The 14,046-nt window shown below is 40.2% G+C and carries 13 protein-coding genes and 2 pseudogenes; 3 read left to right on the top strand and 12 right to left on the bottom strand.

Annotated features, from left to right (window positions below; all coding sequences use genetic code 11):
• Positions 1 to 379 precede the first annotated feature (379 nt).
• Positions 380 to 649: a hypothetical protein gene (locus GKR71_RS17730; RefSeq protein WP_036952405.1), complete on the top strand. Its 270-nt coding sequence runs from the start codon at positions 380 to 382 to the stop codon at positions 647 to 649.
• Positions 650 to 715: 66 nt separating this feature from the next.
• Here GKR71_RS17730 and GKR71_RS17735 read toward each other — a convergent pair whose 3' ends face one another.
• The gene (locus GKR71_RS17735) at positions 716 to 955 is read right to left on the bottom strand and encodes a helix-turn-helix domain-containing protein (protein WP_036952407.1); all 240 of its coding nucleotides are present in this window, start codon (positions 953 to 955) and stop codon (positions 716 to 718) included.
• 233 nt (positions 956 to 1,188) lie between these two features.
• On the opposite strand from GKR71_RS17735, the gene GKR71_RS17740 reads away from it, so the two are divergent.
• On the top strand, positions 1,189 to 1,488 hold the full coding sequence (locus GKR71_RS17740; protein WP_006658701.1) for an HdeA/HdeB family chaperone: 300 nt from the start codon (positions 1,189 to 1,191) through the stop codon (positions 1,486 to 1,488).
• Between the two features lie 328 nt (positions 1,489 to 1,816).
• Here GKR71_RS17740 and gpJ read toward each other — a convergent pair whose 3' ends face one another.
• From gpJ to GKR71_RS17775, 7 genes are all read right to left on the bottom strand, one after another.
• The gene (gene gpJ / locus GKR71_RS17745; protein WP_154634646.1) at positions 1,817 to 5,479 is read right to left on the bottom strand and encodes a TipJ family phage tail tip protein; all 3,663 of its coding nucleotides are present in this window, start codon (positions 5,477 to 5,479) and stop codon (positions 1,817 to 1,819) included.
• Between the two features lie 60 nt (positions 5,480 to 5,539).
• The gene (locus GKR71_RS17750) at positions 5,540 to 6,145 is read right to left on the bottom strand and encodes a tail assembly protein (protein ID WP_154634647.1); all 606 of its coding nucleotides are present in this window, start codon (positions 6,143 to 6,145) and stop codon (positions 5,540 to 5,542) included.
• Positions 6,142 to 6,852: a C40 family peptidase gene (locus tag GKR71_RS17755; RefSeq protein WP_132494974.1), complete on the bottom strand. Its 711-nt coding sequence runs from the start codon at positions 6,850 to 6,852 to the stop codon at positions 6,142 to 6,144. The genes GKR71_RS17750 and GKR71_RS17755 overlap by 4 nt, the downstream gene beginning before the upstream one ends.
• On the bottom strand, positions 6,849 to 7,592 hold the full coding sequence (locus GKR71_RS17760) for a phage minor tail protein L (RefSeq protein ID WP_154601891.1): 744 nt from the start codon (positions 7,590 to 7,592) through the stop codon (positions 6,849 to 6,851). The genes GKR71_RS17755 and GKR71_RS17760 overlap by 4 nt, the downstream gene beginning before the upstream one ends.
• Positions 7,589 to 7,933: a phage tail protein gene (locus GKR71_RS17765; RefSeq protein WP_154634648.1), complete on the bottom strand. Its 345-nt coding sequence runs from the start codon at positions 7,931 to 7,933 to the stop codon at positions 7,589 to 7,591. Before GKR71_RS17765 ends, GKR71_RS17760 begins: the two co-directional genes overlap by 4 nt.
• Positions 7,934 to 7,995: 62 nt before the next feature.
• The gene (locus GKR71_RS17770; RefSeq protein WP_154634649.1) at positions 7,996 to 8,208 is read right to left on the bottom strand and encodes a hypothetical protein; all 213 of its coding nucleotides are present in this window, start codon (positions 8,206 to 8,208) and stop codon (positions 7,996 to 7,998) included.
• Positions 8,209 to 8,240: 32 nt separating this feature from the next.
• On the bottom strand, positions 8,241 to 11,177 hold the full coding sequence (locus GKR71_RS17775) for a phage tail tape measure protein (protein WP_154634650.1): 2,937 nt from the start codon (positions 11,175 to 11,177) through the stop codon (positions 8,241 to 8,243).
• 154 nt (positions 11,178 to 11,331) lie between these two features.
• Between GKR71_RS17775 and ivy the strand changes: the two are divergent.
• A pseudogene (ivy, locus tag GKR71_RS17780) lies at positions 11,332 to 11,778 on the top strand (Ivy family C-type lysozyme inhibitor).
• Positions 11,779 to 11,874: 96 nt separating this feature from the next.
• Here the strand turns inward: ivy and GKR71_RS17785 are convergent.
• The 4 genes and pseudogenes from GKR71_RS17785 to GKR71_RS17795 all read right to left on the bottom strand — a co-directional run bounded on the left by GKR71_RS17785 (position 11,875) and on the right by GKR71_RS17795 (position 13,916).
• Positions 11,875 to 12,270, bottom strand: coding sequence for a hypothetical protein (locus GKR71_RS17785; protein ID WP_051422677.1), 396 nt, complete (start codon positions 12,268 to 12,270; stop codon positions 11,875 to 11,877).
• A 270-nt stretch (positions 12,271 to 12,540) separates the two neighbouring features.
• Entirely contained in the window at positions 12,541 to 13,002 is a 462-nt protein-coding gene (locus GKR71_RS17790; protein ID WP_154634651.1) for a hypothetical protein, read from the bottom strand.
• Between the two features lie 127 nt (positions 13,003 to 13,129).
• Positions 13,130 to 13,312 (bottom strand): annotated as a pseudogene (locus GKR71_RS19940) (hypothetical protein); the annotation flags it as partial.
• 79 nt (positions 13,313 to 13,391) lie between these two features.
• A complete protein-coding gene (locus tag GKR71_RS17795) occupies positions 13,392 to 13,916 on the bottom strand; it encodes a Dps family protein (RefSeq protein WP_006659243.1) in 525 nt (174 codons plus the stop codon).
• Positions 13,917 to 14,046 lie beyond the last annotated feature (130 nt).

Raw genomic sequence — 14,046 nt, forward strand, 5'->3', positions numbered from 1 at the left:
GTATTGAATTACATTCAACAATGCAATATCGATGAAATAAATTTAATGATTTAAAAACACCAAGTTACCTTAAATAAGGTCATTATTTAAACACAATTCTTATACATTATCTTATACACTTGATTTCATATATGACAAAACTGTTCCATTTCTAGCTACTCCTTCTAAAAGAACATTTTGCTTACACTCTCAAGCCTATTCATTTAAGTACTGAATAAAGCAAACTGGTACTTATATATTCAAATTCTTAACATAAAAAATTGTAATATTAGTTGTGGTCGTTAATTTCACGATGTAATCCTAAAAAATCACTGACTAAATTTGATATTCTATAAAAGTCATTTCACTTAAAATTTCACTTCAAAATATTGGAGACTTCATGAATATCACTCAATTATTTCTATTAGCTTTAAATTGTATCAATGAGCATCGGGAACCATCACATACTGAGCAATCAATAATTTATGTATTCTATAGAACAAACATTGCTGGATTGATTTCTATAGATGAATTTATGGACAAATTCGTTGAGCTATCCGTTTACTGTGATTCATCAAAACAAAACAAAGCGTTTGCTATCAAACTTATTAAAAAACATTTACATCTATCAGCAAACAAACTGACAGTGATAAAAAGTATGCCTACCTAATAGTAGGCACTCCAAAACTACTCTTAATAATGAGGAATGCCTAACTAATTCACTTAATAGTTAACGCTACTGAACTTCCCACATCACCTCATTAAAAAATTCTTTAATATCAACACGTAAAATCTTAAGAGCTGAAACCAAAGTATCTATATCTATTTTATTTATTCCTCGTTCATAACGATATAACTGCTGTGCGCTTTTACACCCTATCAGTTGAGCAAATTCAACAGCTGTATATCCAGCGTCACGTCTCAGACCTTTAATCTTATTTCCAATCAATGTTGTTACTAAGCCATCAGAATTCATGCTTCGATACTCCATTCCTATAATTAGACACAATCTATCGGGCTCTCCAATTTATGGATTACTAACTATCCACATTCTTATCTCATTTATAGATAATCAACGAAAGATAATTTTGACTTGATAAATTTAAATTAATCTTCTAATAATATTGACTTTGCTAATGTTTCTTATTATTTATAGGTAATAGACTTATTTCAATAGGCATTACCACTAAAAGATGAAGAGGAATATTTATGAATAAGTTTCTAATTTCTGCTTGTATGATTGCATCAAGTGCTCTGTCCTTTAATGCATTAGCCGCAGACAAAATGACCTCAACTCCCGAAAATATGACATGTAAAGAGTATGTGGACTTAAACCCTAAAAGCTGGGCTCCAGTTGCCTTATGGGTAACATCACAAGATACTCAGTTTAAAAGTGGAGACTGGGTGGCATTATCTGAACAGAGCGTTGCGGAAGCTCCTTTAATCCTTGAGTTTTGCAAGAAAAAACCTGAAGGAACTTTAAAAGATTACCTTGCTAGCAAAAAATAAAATTTTTTAACTGGTAATAGCCGCAGTTTAATCTCTGCGGCTATTTAGATTACTCACAGCAATTCTATTTGCTCTCCCCCCATCCTTCATACCAATACAGTGACCGTTTTATAAACTTCACGGCTTCAATGAGTTAAATAGAATCACTCAATATTAACTGAGATTGATCTATTTATTGCTTTAATGCACGCCCGCCTCTTCGTTGAATATTTCAGTTCGCTTTATATTTGTAGTACTCGATACAACGACTGCATATGCACGCAAAGATACAAATAGCCTTCCTCCAAATCCTGTGGTTCAAATAGGAATGTCACTGCTCATTAATAAGCTATATGGAAATAAATGAAGAAGAATTATGTTTACAAGCGATAATCATCGCGGGATGAATTGTAGTCTTGCAACCATTTTTATGGTACGTGATATATCTAATTGTCACCTTCACATCTTTAACCGCCGCTTTAAGTGTGGCATACAAAGAACAAATCAGTCTTCGATCTTTTTCTGTCGCTATTACCGTAGTTTGAGGCGAGTATTTAATGCCATTGATGAAAATTTCTACGCGGGTAGAGTGAATAGCTCCCGGCACAGATCCCTCCGAGGTGAATTGCATCATTGGCATCAATAAGTCAACATCATAAGGCATTCCGCCCTTATAAATTACCGATGTTTCTATAATTTGGTCATAACGCTTACCATGAATCTCGCCCTTAGATACTTCCTTATAAATTGTCGCAGTTGCATTATCACCAACAAGTTTATCTACATAAACAGTTCCTCTAAATTCACCATCTCTAGCATAAATCTTTCCTCTAAATACCCCGTCATTAAATTCAGGAGTACCATTTTTATTAATTTGCCATCCTGATTTACCCGAAACGAAGTTATTCGACTGAATAACATTTCCTATCTTAGCGTTACTAATCGATGCATCCGCGATGAATGACTCACGCATGTATATCTGCCCATTTTTCATGAACATCAAGGGTTCCATCTTTCCTCGTGTTGGGTTTAAAAAAGCAAAATTATTTGCATTAAACCCAATGAACGATTCAATTTTTCCCGCTTTCACTTCAGCACTAATAACCATGCTGGCTGCATTATATTTTTTCCCATCCACCATGATTGTGATGTTTGTACTGTGCATCGCGTACCCGGCATTTTGTTTAAATTCCGCCTGCATCTTGGAGTTAATCAACGCACCTTGATTATCCAGTTTCACCTGAACTTGCTTCTGTGACTCACTGAAAGACCTGTCTAAATTCGTCACCGCTTTATCAAGCCTAACAACTCCTGCGTTTACCCCATTTATTGATGCTGTCACTTGAGCGTATTTTTCTGCCCATGATTTTCGTTCGTCAGCAAACGCTCGCTCTAACGTTTTATGTTGAGATTGCGACTGTTCATGGTTTACCGTAACCTCTTTCTTCACTTCTTTAATTGCCGCACTATTGACTAATATTGACTCATTTAACCAATTAAGTTCTTGAGAGAGCTGTTTCCCAGCTTCTGTCGACATGAAATGCTCGTTCAAATCCGGCAAGATGGTATTCACATCAAACTCTGACTCTCCTCGTACCCATTGAGTCCACTCGGATTCATTACCCGATTTATCAACAAGTCTTGCTCTGAAGTAAAATACGACGCCAGCGGCTAAACCTGCCATCTCATAGTTTCTTGACGGATAAGGGACATCAGATAACAGCATCAAATCTTCACCATTAGGGGTCTTACTGTACTGAATTTCCGTTTTCAATGTGTCACTGGTATTTTCATCAAACCCCCAATCCAACTTAATGCCAAACACCCTTGGCGAGGCTTTAAAATTGACAGGCTTCGGTGGATTACCCACTTTTCCTGTCAGGCTAGTTTCAGGGGCATTCGCCCAAATACTGGAGATTTCAGACGCATTAACCGCTCGGACTCGCACTTGATATCGACCAGAATAAATTCCATCAACCTCAAACCCTAGCGAGGACGTTCGAGGCACGTTGATCCAGTTACCGTTATCGCGGCGCCACTGCGCTTCATACGCAATCGCACTTTCTGGCGCTTCCCAACTGACACTCAGCGTAGAAAAAGCAATGCCCTGCTCCACTCTAGAATAAGATGAGATTTTGACGTTTTTCGGTGCAGGCTGAACGCGAGGCGGAATAACCGTTACGGGACGTTCGTCAATGCGAGCACCTGAATCGATATGGTCATAATGGTCAGGATTATGGATAGCACCGCTAATGGTGTAAGTGTTATCGCCGTTATCGCTGATATTAATCACTCGATATAGCTGGACCGCTAAGTCATCAGAATCCACCACCCACACGGTCTCTTTCTGTGGTATTTGGGAATATTCAACAGAAACTGTAACCACTTTTTTATTTACTGAAGTAACGGTTCTCCCTTCTGATTTTCCGTCTGGTAAGTTGATGATCAGGCGATCACCCGCTTTAATTGATGTCTCTCTATCAAGAGTAATACTCCTTCCTTTCGCGGAAGAGATACGCCCACCGTTATCACGCCCAGCTAAATTTGAATCAGCTACCGCGATAATATGACCCGGTGAGGGAATTGCCCCTTCTAACCCCGTGGCAAATGTGATCATGCGGTCATTTGCGTTAGTCAGTAATGCCCAGCGACCACGTCGATTCGCTTCACTTCGACGGGTACACCCAATTGCAGAGAGTTCTACTCTACGCACGCCATAACGATGCTGAAGTTTTAAATCTGCGACCGCCTCGATATCATCTTTGCTATGGTTATCAGTATCCGTAAATGAAACCAAGGCTTGGGTGTAGCGATTTTGGATACTGCCCCCCGAGTAAGACGGTTTTCCCCCAACGATATTGGCATTGGTAAATGTACGAAAAATACTGGCTGGCATATCGGCAACCGCATTGACTTTATTGTCCGCCCAGAAGGTCATTCCTCGAAAAATAGCCGCAATATCCCGTAATACGGAATACGCTGCCTCTTGTGATTGAATATACACATCACATAAAAAACGAGGCTCTTTTCCCTCTCCTCCTCGTCCATCAGGCACCCATTCATCACAATACTGTGCGATTTTGTACAAATCCCACTTTTCAATCTGATGGGCTTTGATTCTGTCACCACTGCCATAACGATTGTTCAGGACTAAATCATAAAACACCCAGGCGGGGTTATTGGTTGCCGCCAGCTTAAACGTTCCATCCCAAACACCCGCGTACGTTCGATTCACAGGATCATAATTTGTCGGCACTTTAACTAACAATCCCCCTTTCGGGCGAACACTAATTTTAGGGATACGGTTGTTAAATTGACGGGCATTAAATGTCACAAAGAGAAGCGCCGTATTGGGGTAACGTAACTTGGCGTCAATCACCTCGGTGACCGCAGCAATCGAGACTTTATCGGCAATACGAGCGGTATTCTGATTTTTGGTGAGTCGCCGAACGCGCAATTGCCAACCTGTCGTGGCTGAGGGTAAATCGATACGATGGGTGCGCTGATATTCACTGGTCGTTTTACCATCAAATGCAGACTTAACGAGTTCTTGATACCCAGCACCATCTGTAGATAAATCAATCGCATAGACAATGCGATATCCCGTTGTATCACCATTATCGTGTTGACGCATTAACTGAGGCACTGAAAAGCGAAGGCGAATAGCGGATAACTGCGTATTATTAATCATTCGGATATACGGCTGATCGTCTCGCAGCTCTACCCCCACGGCGATGTCATTATCAACCGACGGTATCCCTTTGATATACTCTTGTTGCTCGCTGCCGGGGCGAAACTCCCATGTTACCCCTTCGAAGTTTTTCGTTCCATCCGCATTACCAATTGGCGTCTCATCTAAAAAAATACGCGTATCATCCAAGCCCCCCGCAATTTCCCCCTCAGAAATGGCTAACAGAATTTTTGCAGTCGATTCTGAAAGCAAATTATCTTTGGCTTCTACGGGCGTATGACCGCCCCCGCCGCCACCTTTAGCGCCGTATATCGTTTCCATATTTCACCCATAAAAAAACGGCACTCAAGCCGTTTCCGTATATGATAAAGATTAATTTTGTTATTTTTGGTCTTCGGTATAGATACCCGCGGAGATAATCGCACCTCCGACGTCACGGCGGTCTAGTCCATATAACAGCGGCACAGGATTGCCCTGCGCCGTGGTATTTACAGCACCACCAAATGCATAGGATGGCTTATTATCCGCATCTTGTCGCATGGATAAGCCTTGAGGCTGAGGTGAAAGCATTTGCACCAAACCACCGATTGCCATAGCAGCACCACTCAACGCCAATGCCCCTCCCCATATCCCTGCAGCGGTAAATGCGACAGAGAGACCTCCCGATAAAAATGCGGCAGCACCAATTAGTGCAACCCCTAAAATAGTTTGGAAGAAACCACCCCGCTTACTCCCTTTAATTACCGGAGCAATGCGAATTTCTTCACTGGTATCAAGATGCAATTCGTCTTCAGCAATATTGCGCTGACCTTTAAATACCGCAAATTCCAGCCCTTTCAGATGCGCATTGGCAAGGAACTGCTCGAATCCATCATAGAGCACCGATAACGCTTTAATCGCTTCACGCGGAGAATCGATAGCAAGTTGATGTTCGCGACCAAATTGGGTACCCAAAACACCATAGAGTCGTATTGTTTTTAAACTCATGTCAACTCCTTACGTCTGACGATTTTCACTGTCCTATCACGCCAATAATCACTGTATGGAACGATGCGGCTGAGCTGACCGTATAAGTGGTGAAGCAGCATACCATTCACTATCACCCCTGCATGGTTCGGAACATGAGCTTGCACTTGCATAATGACCATATCGCCCTCCTTTAAGTCACCGGCAAACTCGACAAAGCCCGCTTGCTGCCAGTTATCCATATACAAGTTTTCACCCTCTTCCCACCAGTGTCTCTCAACGCTGTAATTATGCAGCTCAATCCCGTGCATCTGTCGGTAATAATCCATAATGAGCGACCAACAATCTGCGTGACCAAGCACAAACGGACGACCTTCTAACTCACGCTCAATTCTAGGCTGGATTATGCGGATATCACCTTCCGGATAGGAAGCTATCACCCACGGTAGTCCCGAAGCATCACATTGCAATTTGTCTATTTCGCTCGGTTGAGACGTCACTCCATCCCCGCAATGGCTATGAACAATCGCTATTGGATTGCCCCAATCTTCGGCTGCGGCATAGTCTTCTGGGGAAAGTTCGAAATGATCAGTTGGATTATCGGAAAGATTTCGGCAGGGAAAATATTTTTTGACTCGACTTTTTTGGCAAATCACGCCACACGCTTCTTTAGGGTATTCCGCTTTGACATGCTGAAATATTACCTCTGTTAATTTCTTCGTGATCATCGTACTAACCCCGCGGCAGGGAATCCTCCAAAATCCAAAGGTTCATTTTCGCCAAATCGTTTTTTACAATCGCTAATGAGTCCACCGCACTTATCTAGTGCCGGATCATCAACCGGTTCACCACGCTCATCGAAATATTTATTGCCCGTATAATTGCAACCTCGCCCGCTTCGATAATCGCCTTTCATACACCAGAAACAGAGGTTGTGGATTTGGCGACCGGGGATCATAACCCCTTGCAAGTCGAACGGACTCGACAACTCAAATTCAACTGCTTCTCCCGCGACTTCGCTCATTTTTCTGTCGATGAAATAAACCTGTTTGAAAAATTCTTCAGGGTTAGCGGTAGGATTTCCCTCTGGAAAATTCTTAGCATCTAGATAGTGAGCGAAGGTTTCATAAATAGTCACTTTCGCCAGTGCCATATCATCGAATTGCAAGCACAACGAGGATATCAAACCATCAATATTAGCCACTCTTAATAAGGGTCTGGCTGGACTACCATCACTATTTTTTGCCATGCCCTCGATTTCATAAGCCCATGCACCATATTCATTTCCTTGCCACCAAATAGATTTTGGTTTTATGCCCCCCTCTGCAGCATCAATTTCTTCGGGTGTATGCGGCAAATTGTAGGCATGGAATCGAAGAGTTGGTCCATCAAACTCACTACCGTCCACTTCAATTAATTGAACCTTACTCCCCGGCTCTAATTTTTGAATGTCAGATGTTATATTCATACACTAAACGCCTGTTCAAAGGTTGCAGTTATAGTGATAAAGCTACCGCCAATTGGCTTTAATGTGATGGAATCAGCCTTCACCCGATACAGACCTTTATCACCAAATGGTGGAACCCAGATAAATGATTTTGCTGTGTGCGACCGGATAAAGGAAAAAATAGGCATTACCTCAGATTTATGACCTGTATAAACAAATGACCATGATTGAGATTCCGTGTTAATGCCATCGCCGGCGACTTGCTTATAGCCATCACCAAACTCAACCTCTTTTATTCGATGCTTAAATTCGCCAGTTGGCGAGCCTTGGATTTGAGTTCGCCACTTAAACTCTTCAATCATTATTACCCCTAAATAAAAAAGCCACCCGAAGGTGGCTATGTGAGGATCAATCTAGATAATCTTTACTGATTTAATAATTTGATAGTTTTCCGTGCGTGATCTTTAGCTTCGTCAAAGTATTCGGCTAGCGGTTTACTAGAGTTCAAGTTTGTTTGGTAGACTATATTTGCCAATACGAAATCAACACTATACTCATCACCTTTATAAACATCGATAAGAATGCTGATTTGCTCATCTTCTGGGTTAATGATTACAGTTCCAAGTTTTAATTCCATTACTACCTCTCATTAATTTTTTAATACTGTTCTTATCTTCCAACAGAAACAGCTTTGATTATTTTGTACAAATCACCACCTTCACGCCCCTCTATTGCCATGAAGCGCTTAAGCTTATTATTTAAGGATTGCTCCGCAGCTCGGATATCAACATTCTGCATAGAACCTTGCTGTTGAGCACCACTTACAACGCTGATGCCACCAAAATTAAGATTGACGTTAATCCCACCAGCAGGATGAGTGCCGTAGACTTGCACTCGAGGCTGACTCACTGACATTGGCTGAGAACCACCTACATATCCACCAGATGCATAACCTCTCTTTCCTGCATCCATTAACCGATATAGATTATCTTTACCTAATTTAGCCGTACTCTCTTTGTCAAATACAAACTCCCCCTTGTGAACAACCCCAGCAGGCTCATATTTGCCACCATCCCCAGTGTATCCGCCGCCAGAAAAACCAAGAAAGCCACCTATGGCTGTTCCACCAAAAGCTGCTTTCATAGCATTCAGCATCGCCATTTGCATAAGCATTTTAGTCGTCATTTCTAAAAATGAGCGAGTAAAGTCACTAAAGCTAGCTCTGCTTTTTAAAACAAAATCGGCAACGCTATTACTCATACCTTGAAATACTGATTGGCTAATTTGAGATACGTTACCATAAACATTGGAGGCTTGGTCTTGAAATTCTGCAAATCCCCTTTTAACTCCCGCCTCCCAATTGGTACGTAACGAATCTTCTTTACTGTAATAATCCTCTAATGCCTGCTTCTCTGCTGGTGATTTAGCTTGCTCAAGTGCGATGTCACGTTGGTACATACGGTCAGATTTACCGATGCCCATATCCAGCGCTCGACTCTTAGCTTTTATTTCTTCAACTCGTTTTAGTTGCCTATCTAGCTCTCTATTATGTTGTTTTTGACGCTCTACTTCATCGCCAACTACTGCTAATGCGCGTTGAGAAGCTAATACATATTCTTTTTTAGCCAATAACGATTGCTCATCATTGGTAAGCTTACGTGTCGCTTTTGCTTCTTCTAATACAGCTATTTTGGCTTCCATATCCCAAAGCTTTTTACGCTCTGAGCTAATCACATCAGCAATAGTTTTATGCTCTTTTAATACTTTAAGTTGAGCCTGTAGAGAAACGAGAGCTTCATTGGCTGACTCATCCGCACGAGTGCCATAGTCAGGTCGATATGCTTTAGGTTTCTTTTGCCCTCTCAGTTTTTCTTTCTCATACCGTTCTTTTTCACGACGAATTGCTTCATCCTTGATAGCCTGAGATGCATGCTCTTTATTTTTTATTTCACTTAATTTTCGTTGGTGTTTCTCCTCCGCTGTCTCATATTCTCGCCTTAATGCTTCATCAGCTAAAAGCTGAAACTTTTTAGCCTCTTCCTGTTTTCTTGCCGCCTCATTTCTCGCATTCTCAATATCCCTCTGATATTTCTCTTCGTTTAGTAAATCCAGTTCTCGCCTTAAATCTTCAGGTGTCTGGCCTGTTTTATAATGATGTAGTCCTTTAGCTGCAGGATTTAACTGAAACTCAAGAAGTTTCTCTTCATATTCTTTAATCTTTTGGTCTAGCGTTCTTTCTCGCCCTATATTAAGCATTGCATCCCATGCATCGCTTGCCATATCCTTAACGCCTTTCCAAGCTGACTCTAAAAAACCTAAGTTGTTTTCAATTTGCTGACTACGCTCCTGCATTGCATTGGCATAAGACTCCATCGCTATCTTTGCAGCCTCATGCTCCTTCCCCTGCTCTTGCAGTGTCATTATTTGTTCTAACTGAGTAGCTGTTAAAAAGTGAAGGGATTTATCTAGTTCAGTAACAGCTTTAACCGGCTCCTCTTGTAAACGCTGAAATTGCTTAATTGTTTTATCAACTGACTGACCAACAGCTTTTTCCATTGCCGCAGCTGTTTGAGAAACCATCTCAACAACATCACCAGAAAACTCTCCCGAGCCAACGACTTTTGATATAGCACCAGCCATACCATGCTGAGTAATACCATTTCCTGAGATTTTCCTAGCAAGAGCATCTAATTGTGCCGCAGTTTTTCCTGCATACCCTCCAGTAAGAATAAGTTGTTTGTTATATTCACTAAACTCTTTAGAGCCTTGATATGCAGCAAGAGCGACAGCAGAAGCGGCACCAACAAATCCAAACATAGCAACTCTTGCTGGGGTAATTAGTGATGCTAACGCCTTCAATGAGTTCCCTAGACCACCGAAGGAATCTTTTATCTGACCACCTTGCTGTATCATCACCATCCATACAGGCATTCCTGATGCTAATGATGTGACAATATCCGTCATTTGAGCGGGTAATTGCCGCATAGCATTTCGATATTGACCAATCGTGATTGAACCGTTTAAAAATGCTTTCTCTTGCTCTTTCAGCTTGGAAATCATAGGCGCAGCCTGCTGAGAAATACCCATTTGCGCTGCTTTCAATTCTAAAATTTCAGTTTTGGTTTTTCCTATAAAATCCGTCTGATTTTTAAGAGATTGTAAGAATTCATCTGCGGCTTGCTTTGCTTTATTCGTTGCAGCTTCCTGAGCTAATAATGCTTGCCCTTCCGCAGTCAGAGACATATGCATTCTTTGCAGCTTGTCTCTAGTTTGGTCTAATATGCTGGTATAATCTTTGAATTGATCTTTGGGAAGTAACCCTTTTTTGCTTGCTGCTACTAGCTTTGTCTGCCAGTCATCTAATCGTTCAAAAGCTTTATTTGTAGGGTTCAGCTGATTAAGTAACTCATGAAGCTCTTTGCGCTGTTTTTCAGCTGCTTGAGCTGCTTTTTTCTGATTATCTACACCGCGTTTAAATTGCTCATTCAGGTCTTGGGCTGAGCCATTTACCTTTTCCGCTGTGCTGCCAAACTCCTTTAATTTTTGAGTCCCACGCTCTAAATCAGACGTATCAGCTTTAAGCGAGATGGTTGCTATATCTGCCATTTACCTTTCTCCAGATATAAAAAAACCACCCATCGGTGGTTAGATTAGCTTCTATGTAACTTTTATTTAAATTAATGCCATATTATTCTAGAATTTCGTTTTCCAACATTCGTCACTAACCAGATAACCTTTAAACACACAAAGGATTATTAACATGCTTAGAAAATTGACACTCATCGCAACCCTTTTCATCGCAGCCAATGCTCATGCTGGCAACGATTTAACTATCAGTAAATTAGCTAGTGATGCAAATACTAAAACAGCATTCCTTCAAGTTGTAAAAAATAACGACCTCCCATCATGAGTCTTAACTGGTGGTACTGAATCCCCATCAAATACTGTGACTTTAAACGGTAACGAATACCAAGTAGCAACAGCGTGCAAACCTCACAATTGCCCAGCAGAGCGAATTGCGATTATGTACTCTAAAGAAAAGAATGTTATGGCAGGTGTATTCTCTTCAAATAATGAAAAGAACAATACTGAGGATTTACTCTGGTTTAATATCACCGATGATTTATCAATCGATGGGAAAACGGTTTTATTTGCAGCACTTACGGGCAGCCTCGATAATCACCCTAATGATTTCAATTATAAGTAATTAAATCTAACATAATGAACTGGTATCGGTTAAGGATGCCAGTTCAATTACACAAACTTCAACCAATAAAAAACCTGCCGGAGCAGATTTCATCAATTATTTACATTTCTCATACCATATCTTCTGGAAATCTTCTTCAGATATAGATTCACCTTCAAAATCAAATAATGGGTTTGAAAACATGCGCTCACCATCATTGCTAGAGGAGACTACAACAATAAATCTCTTATACTTATAAGGTAATTCATCTTTAAATGTAAATACTTCTCCGCAAACGTCACCAACAACCTTGCGACTCATACTTACACCTGCAGGGTAAAAATTAACATTTCTCATATCAGCAGCTTGTGGCTGGTGCATAAAATCAATCACAATTTGCTTAGCTCCGTCAATAATTGTCGGTTTTTTACTTATGCCAACTGAGATCCCTACAACAAAAGCTAATAATATCAACAGCAAAATACACAGAACTCGCAAAATTTTAGCATGCACGCCAAATTACCACTCGTTAAATCAAATGATTGAAATGTACCCTCAATGCAGAGTTCAGGCAATAAAAAACCCACCGGAGTGGGTTATTAACACTATTTATAATTGAGCACATGTACATTAAAAATTACGAATATTAGCAATCTCTTCTTGTGTGACTTCTAGAGACTCTAGAGATCTCTGGTATTCATTGGGTTCCATTCCTTCAAATTTTTGATGTCACTCTCATCTATTCATGGTTTTTTTTAAATAAAGCTATTATCTATAGAGGAGTCAACTGTTTTCGTACTTGCAATCAGCTAGACCGACACTAATTTCTTGACCTTTGTTGCTATTGTGCAAAATAACTTTAACACCCATTCTGTCGTATATCATATAAGCAAATGTAACCCCTGAATTTTCACTAAAATACACAGTAGCTTTAGCATCAGTTGAAAGCAACTCAAGCTTTGGTGATGTTATAACTACCCCTGTATCAAAGGTTATATTTATCATTGCATTGTTATAATCTGCATGCGGAGTTACTTCCAACTTAACAGTCCCGATTTGCACTCCGTTATATCTATTGCTATCACTAAGGTCATCAGGTATGGAATAAACTCCACAGTTATACTTTCCCGCCAAAGCCAAAATATTATAGTTATTATCTCGATATAACCCCATATCATTCTCGTTATTAGCAGACAGGGTATATCCAGAAAATAAAATAAACAGGGCGCAAATATACTTAATCATCTTTAACCTCATTAATAAATTAGCCCCCTGAATATACCTGAATAGCTTTACTACACATAATCGAACTCTTTAGTTAAAAATAATTATGTGATCTAGAATGCAAGCCCATCCTTGGGTTATGTGTAGGTTAGGCAACTTCCTTCCCGTGAATAATATGGCGTAACGCGCTAATACCGTTCTCATTATAACGGAACGCTTCAACCTGCTTTGATGAGTGAGCTGACTTGTCCAAAAAGAACTTACCGAATTCGTCAGTTTTCAATCCGTTCTTGTTTGCAATACGACCAATTTTATTTGCTGACACTTCTAACCATATTCTTAATCACAAAGAGGGCTTCCGATTTAGAAGCCCTCTAGTATTAAACTCGCTTAACTACATAAATTTTACATTAATGACCGGACGTTTTAGCTTCTCGACAAGCCTCGAATAAAAACCAGACACGGCGTTCTGTTTCATCAATCCAGTTTTCTATTAGGCTTGTAGTGGAATAATCTCCATGCTCTGCACATACTTCATGTGCTTTTCGAAATTCTGAAGCCAACATTTTATTATCTTCACAAAGCTCAGCAAGCATATCTAAAGGTTCTACGTATTCCGCATTGTTATCGCTAATCCTTTGCATTTTTGATATTTGCCCTATAGAACGTATAGTCACACCACCTATTTTACGAACTCTTTCAGCTATAGGGTCTGTCATGGAGTATAGTTGCTCACTTTGTTCATCAAGTAATAAATGATAATCGCGGAAATGTGGGCCACTCATGTGCCAATGGAAGTTTTTAGTTTTTAAATAAATAGCAAAAATATCAGCCAAGATTGCATTCATTGCTCCACTGATATCTTTTGTTGCTTTTGGAGATAAATCTGTTGGCGTTTTAAGTGGGCGAATTTGTAGTTCTTTAGCTTTACTCATAATTAACTCCTAAAGATAGTCACATCTGTTTTGATATTAAAGATGTTGAAACAAATTATTACACTAATGTTCTTTCTATATATCTCTTAACTGGTTATGAAACTATTTAGCCAACATTGCTTTTCAATAT

Origin of the sequence: Providencia sp. wls1922, assembly GCF_009706505.1 — a bacterium.
In the GTDB taxonomy this organism is placed as follows: domain Bacteria; phylum Pseudomonadota; class Gammaproteobacteria; order Enterobacterales; family Enterobacteriaceae; genus Providencia; species Providencia lanzhouensis.

Bases quoted from the DNA above. Each gene is read 5' to 3' on its own strand.
- GKR71_RS17730 (WP_036952405.1), top strand. From the start codon at position 380: ATGAATATCACTCAATTATTTCTATTAGCTTTAAATTGTATCAATGAG.
- GKR71_RS17735 (WP_036952407.1), bottom strand. From the start codon at position 955: ATGAATTCTGATGGCTTAGTAACAACATTGATTGGAAATAAGATTAAA.
- GKR71_RS17740 (WP_006658701.1), top strand. From the start codon at position 1,189: ATGAATAAGTTTCTAATTTCTGCTTGTATGATTGCATCAAGTGCTCTG.
- gpJ (WP_154634646.1), bottom strand. From the start codon at position 5,479: ATGGAAACGATATACGGCGCTAAAGGTGGCGGCGGGGGCGGTCATACG.
- GKR71_RS17750 (WP_154634647.1), bottom strand. From the start codon at position 6,145: ATGAGTTTAAAAACAATACGACTCTATGGTGTTTTGGGTACCCAATTT.
- GKR71_RS17755 (WP_132494974.1), bottom strand. From the start codon at position 6,852: ATGATCACGAAGAAATTAACAGAGGTAATATTTCAGCATGTCAAAGCG.
- GKR71_RS17760 (WP_154601891.1), bottom strand. From the start codon at position 7,592: ATGAATATAACATCTGACATTCAAAAATTAGAGCCGGGGAGTAAGGTT.
- GKR71_RS17765 (WP_154634648.1), bottom strand. From the start codon at position 7,933: ATGATTGAAGAGTTTAAGTGGCGAACTCAAATCCAAGGCTCGCCAACT.
- GKR71_RS17770 (WP_154634649.1), bottom strand. From the start codon at position 8,208: ATGGAATTAAAACTTGGAACTGTAATCATTAACCCAGAAGATGAGCAA.
- GKR71_RS17775 (WP_154634650.1), bottom strand. From the start codon at position 11,177: ATGGCAGATATAGCAACCATCTCGCTTAAAGCTGATACGTCTGATTTA.
- GKR71_RS17790 (WP_154634651.1), bottom strand. From the start codon at position 13,002: ATGATTAAGTATATTTGCGCCCTGTTTATTTTATTTTCTGGATATACC.
- GKR71_RS17795 (WP_006659243.1), bottom strand. From the start codon at position 13,916: ATGAGTAAAGCTAAAGAACTACAAATTCGCCCACTTAAAACGCCAACA.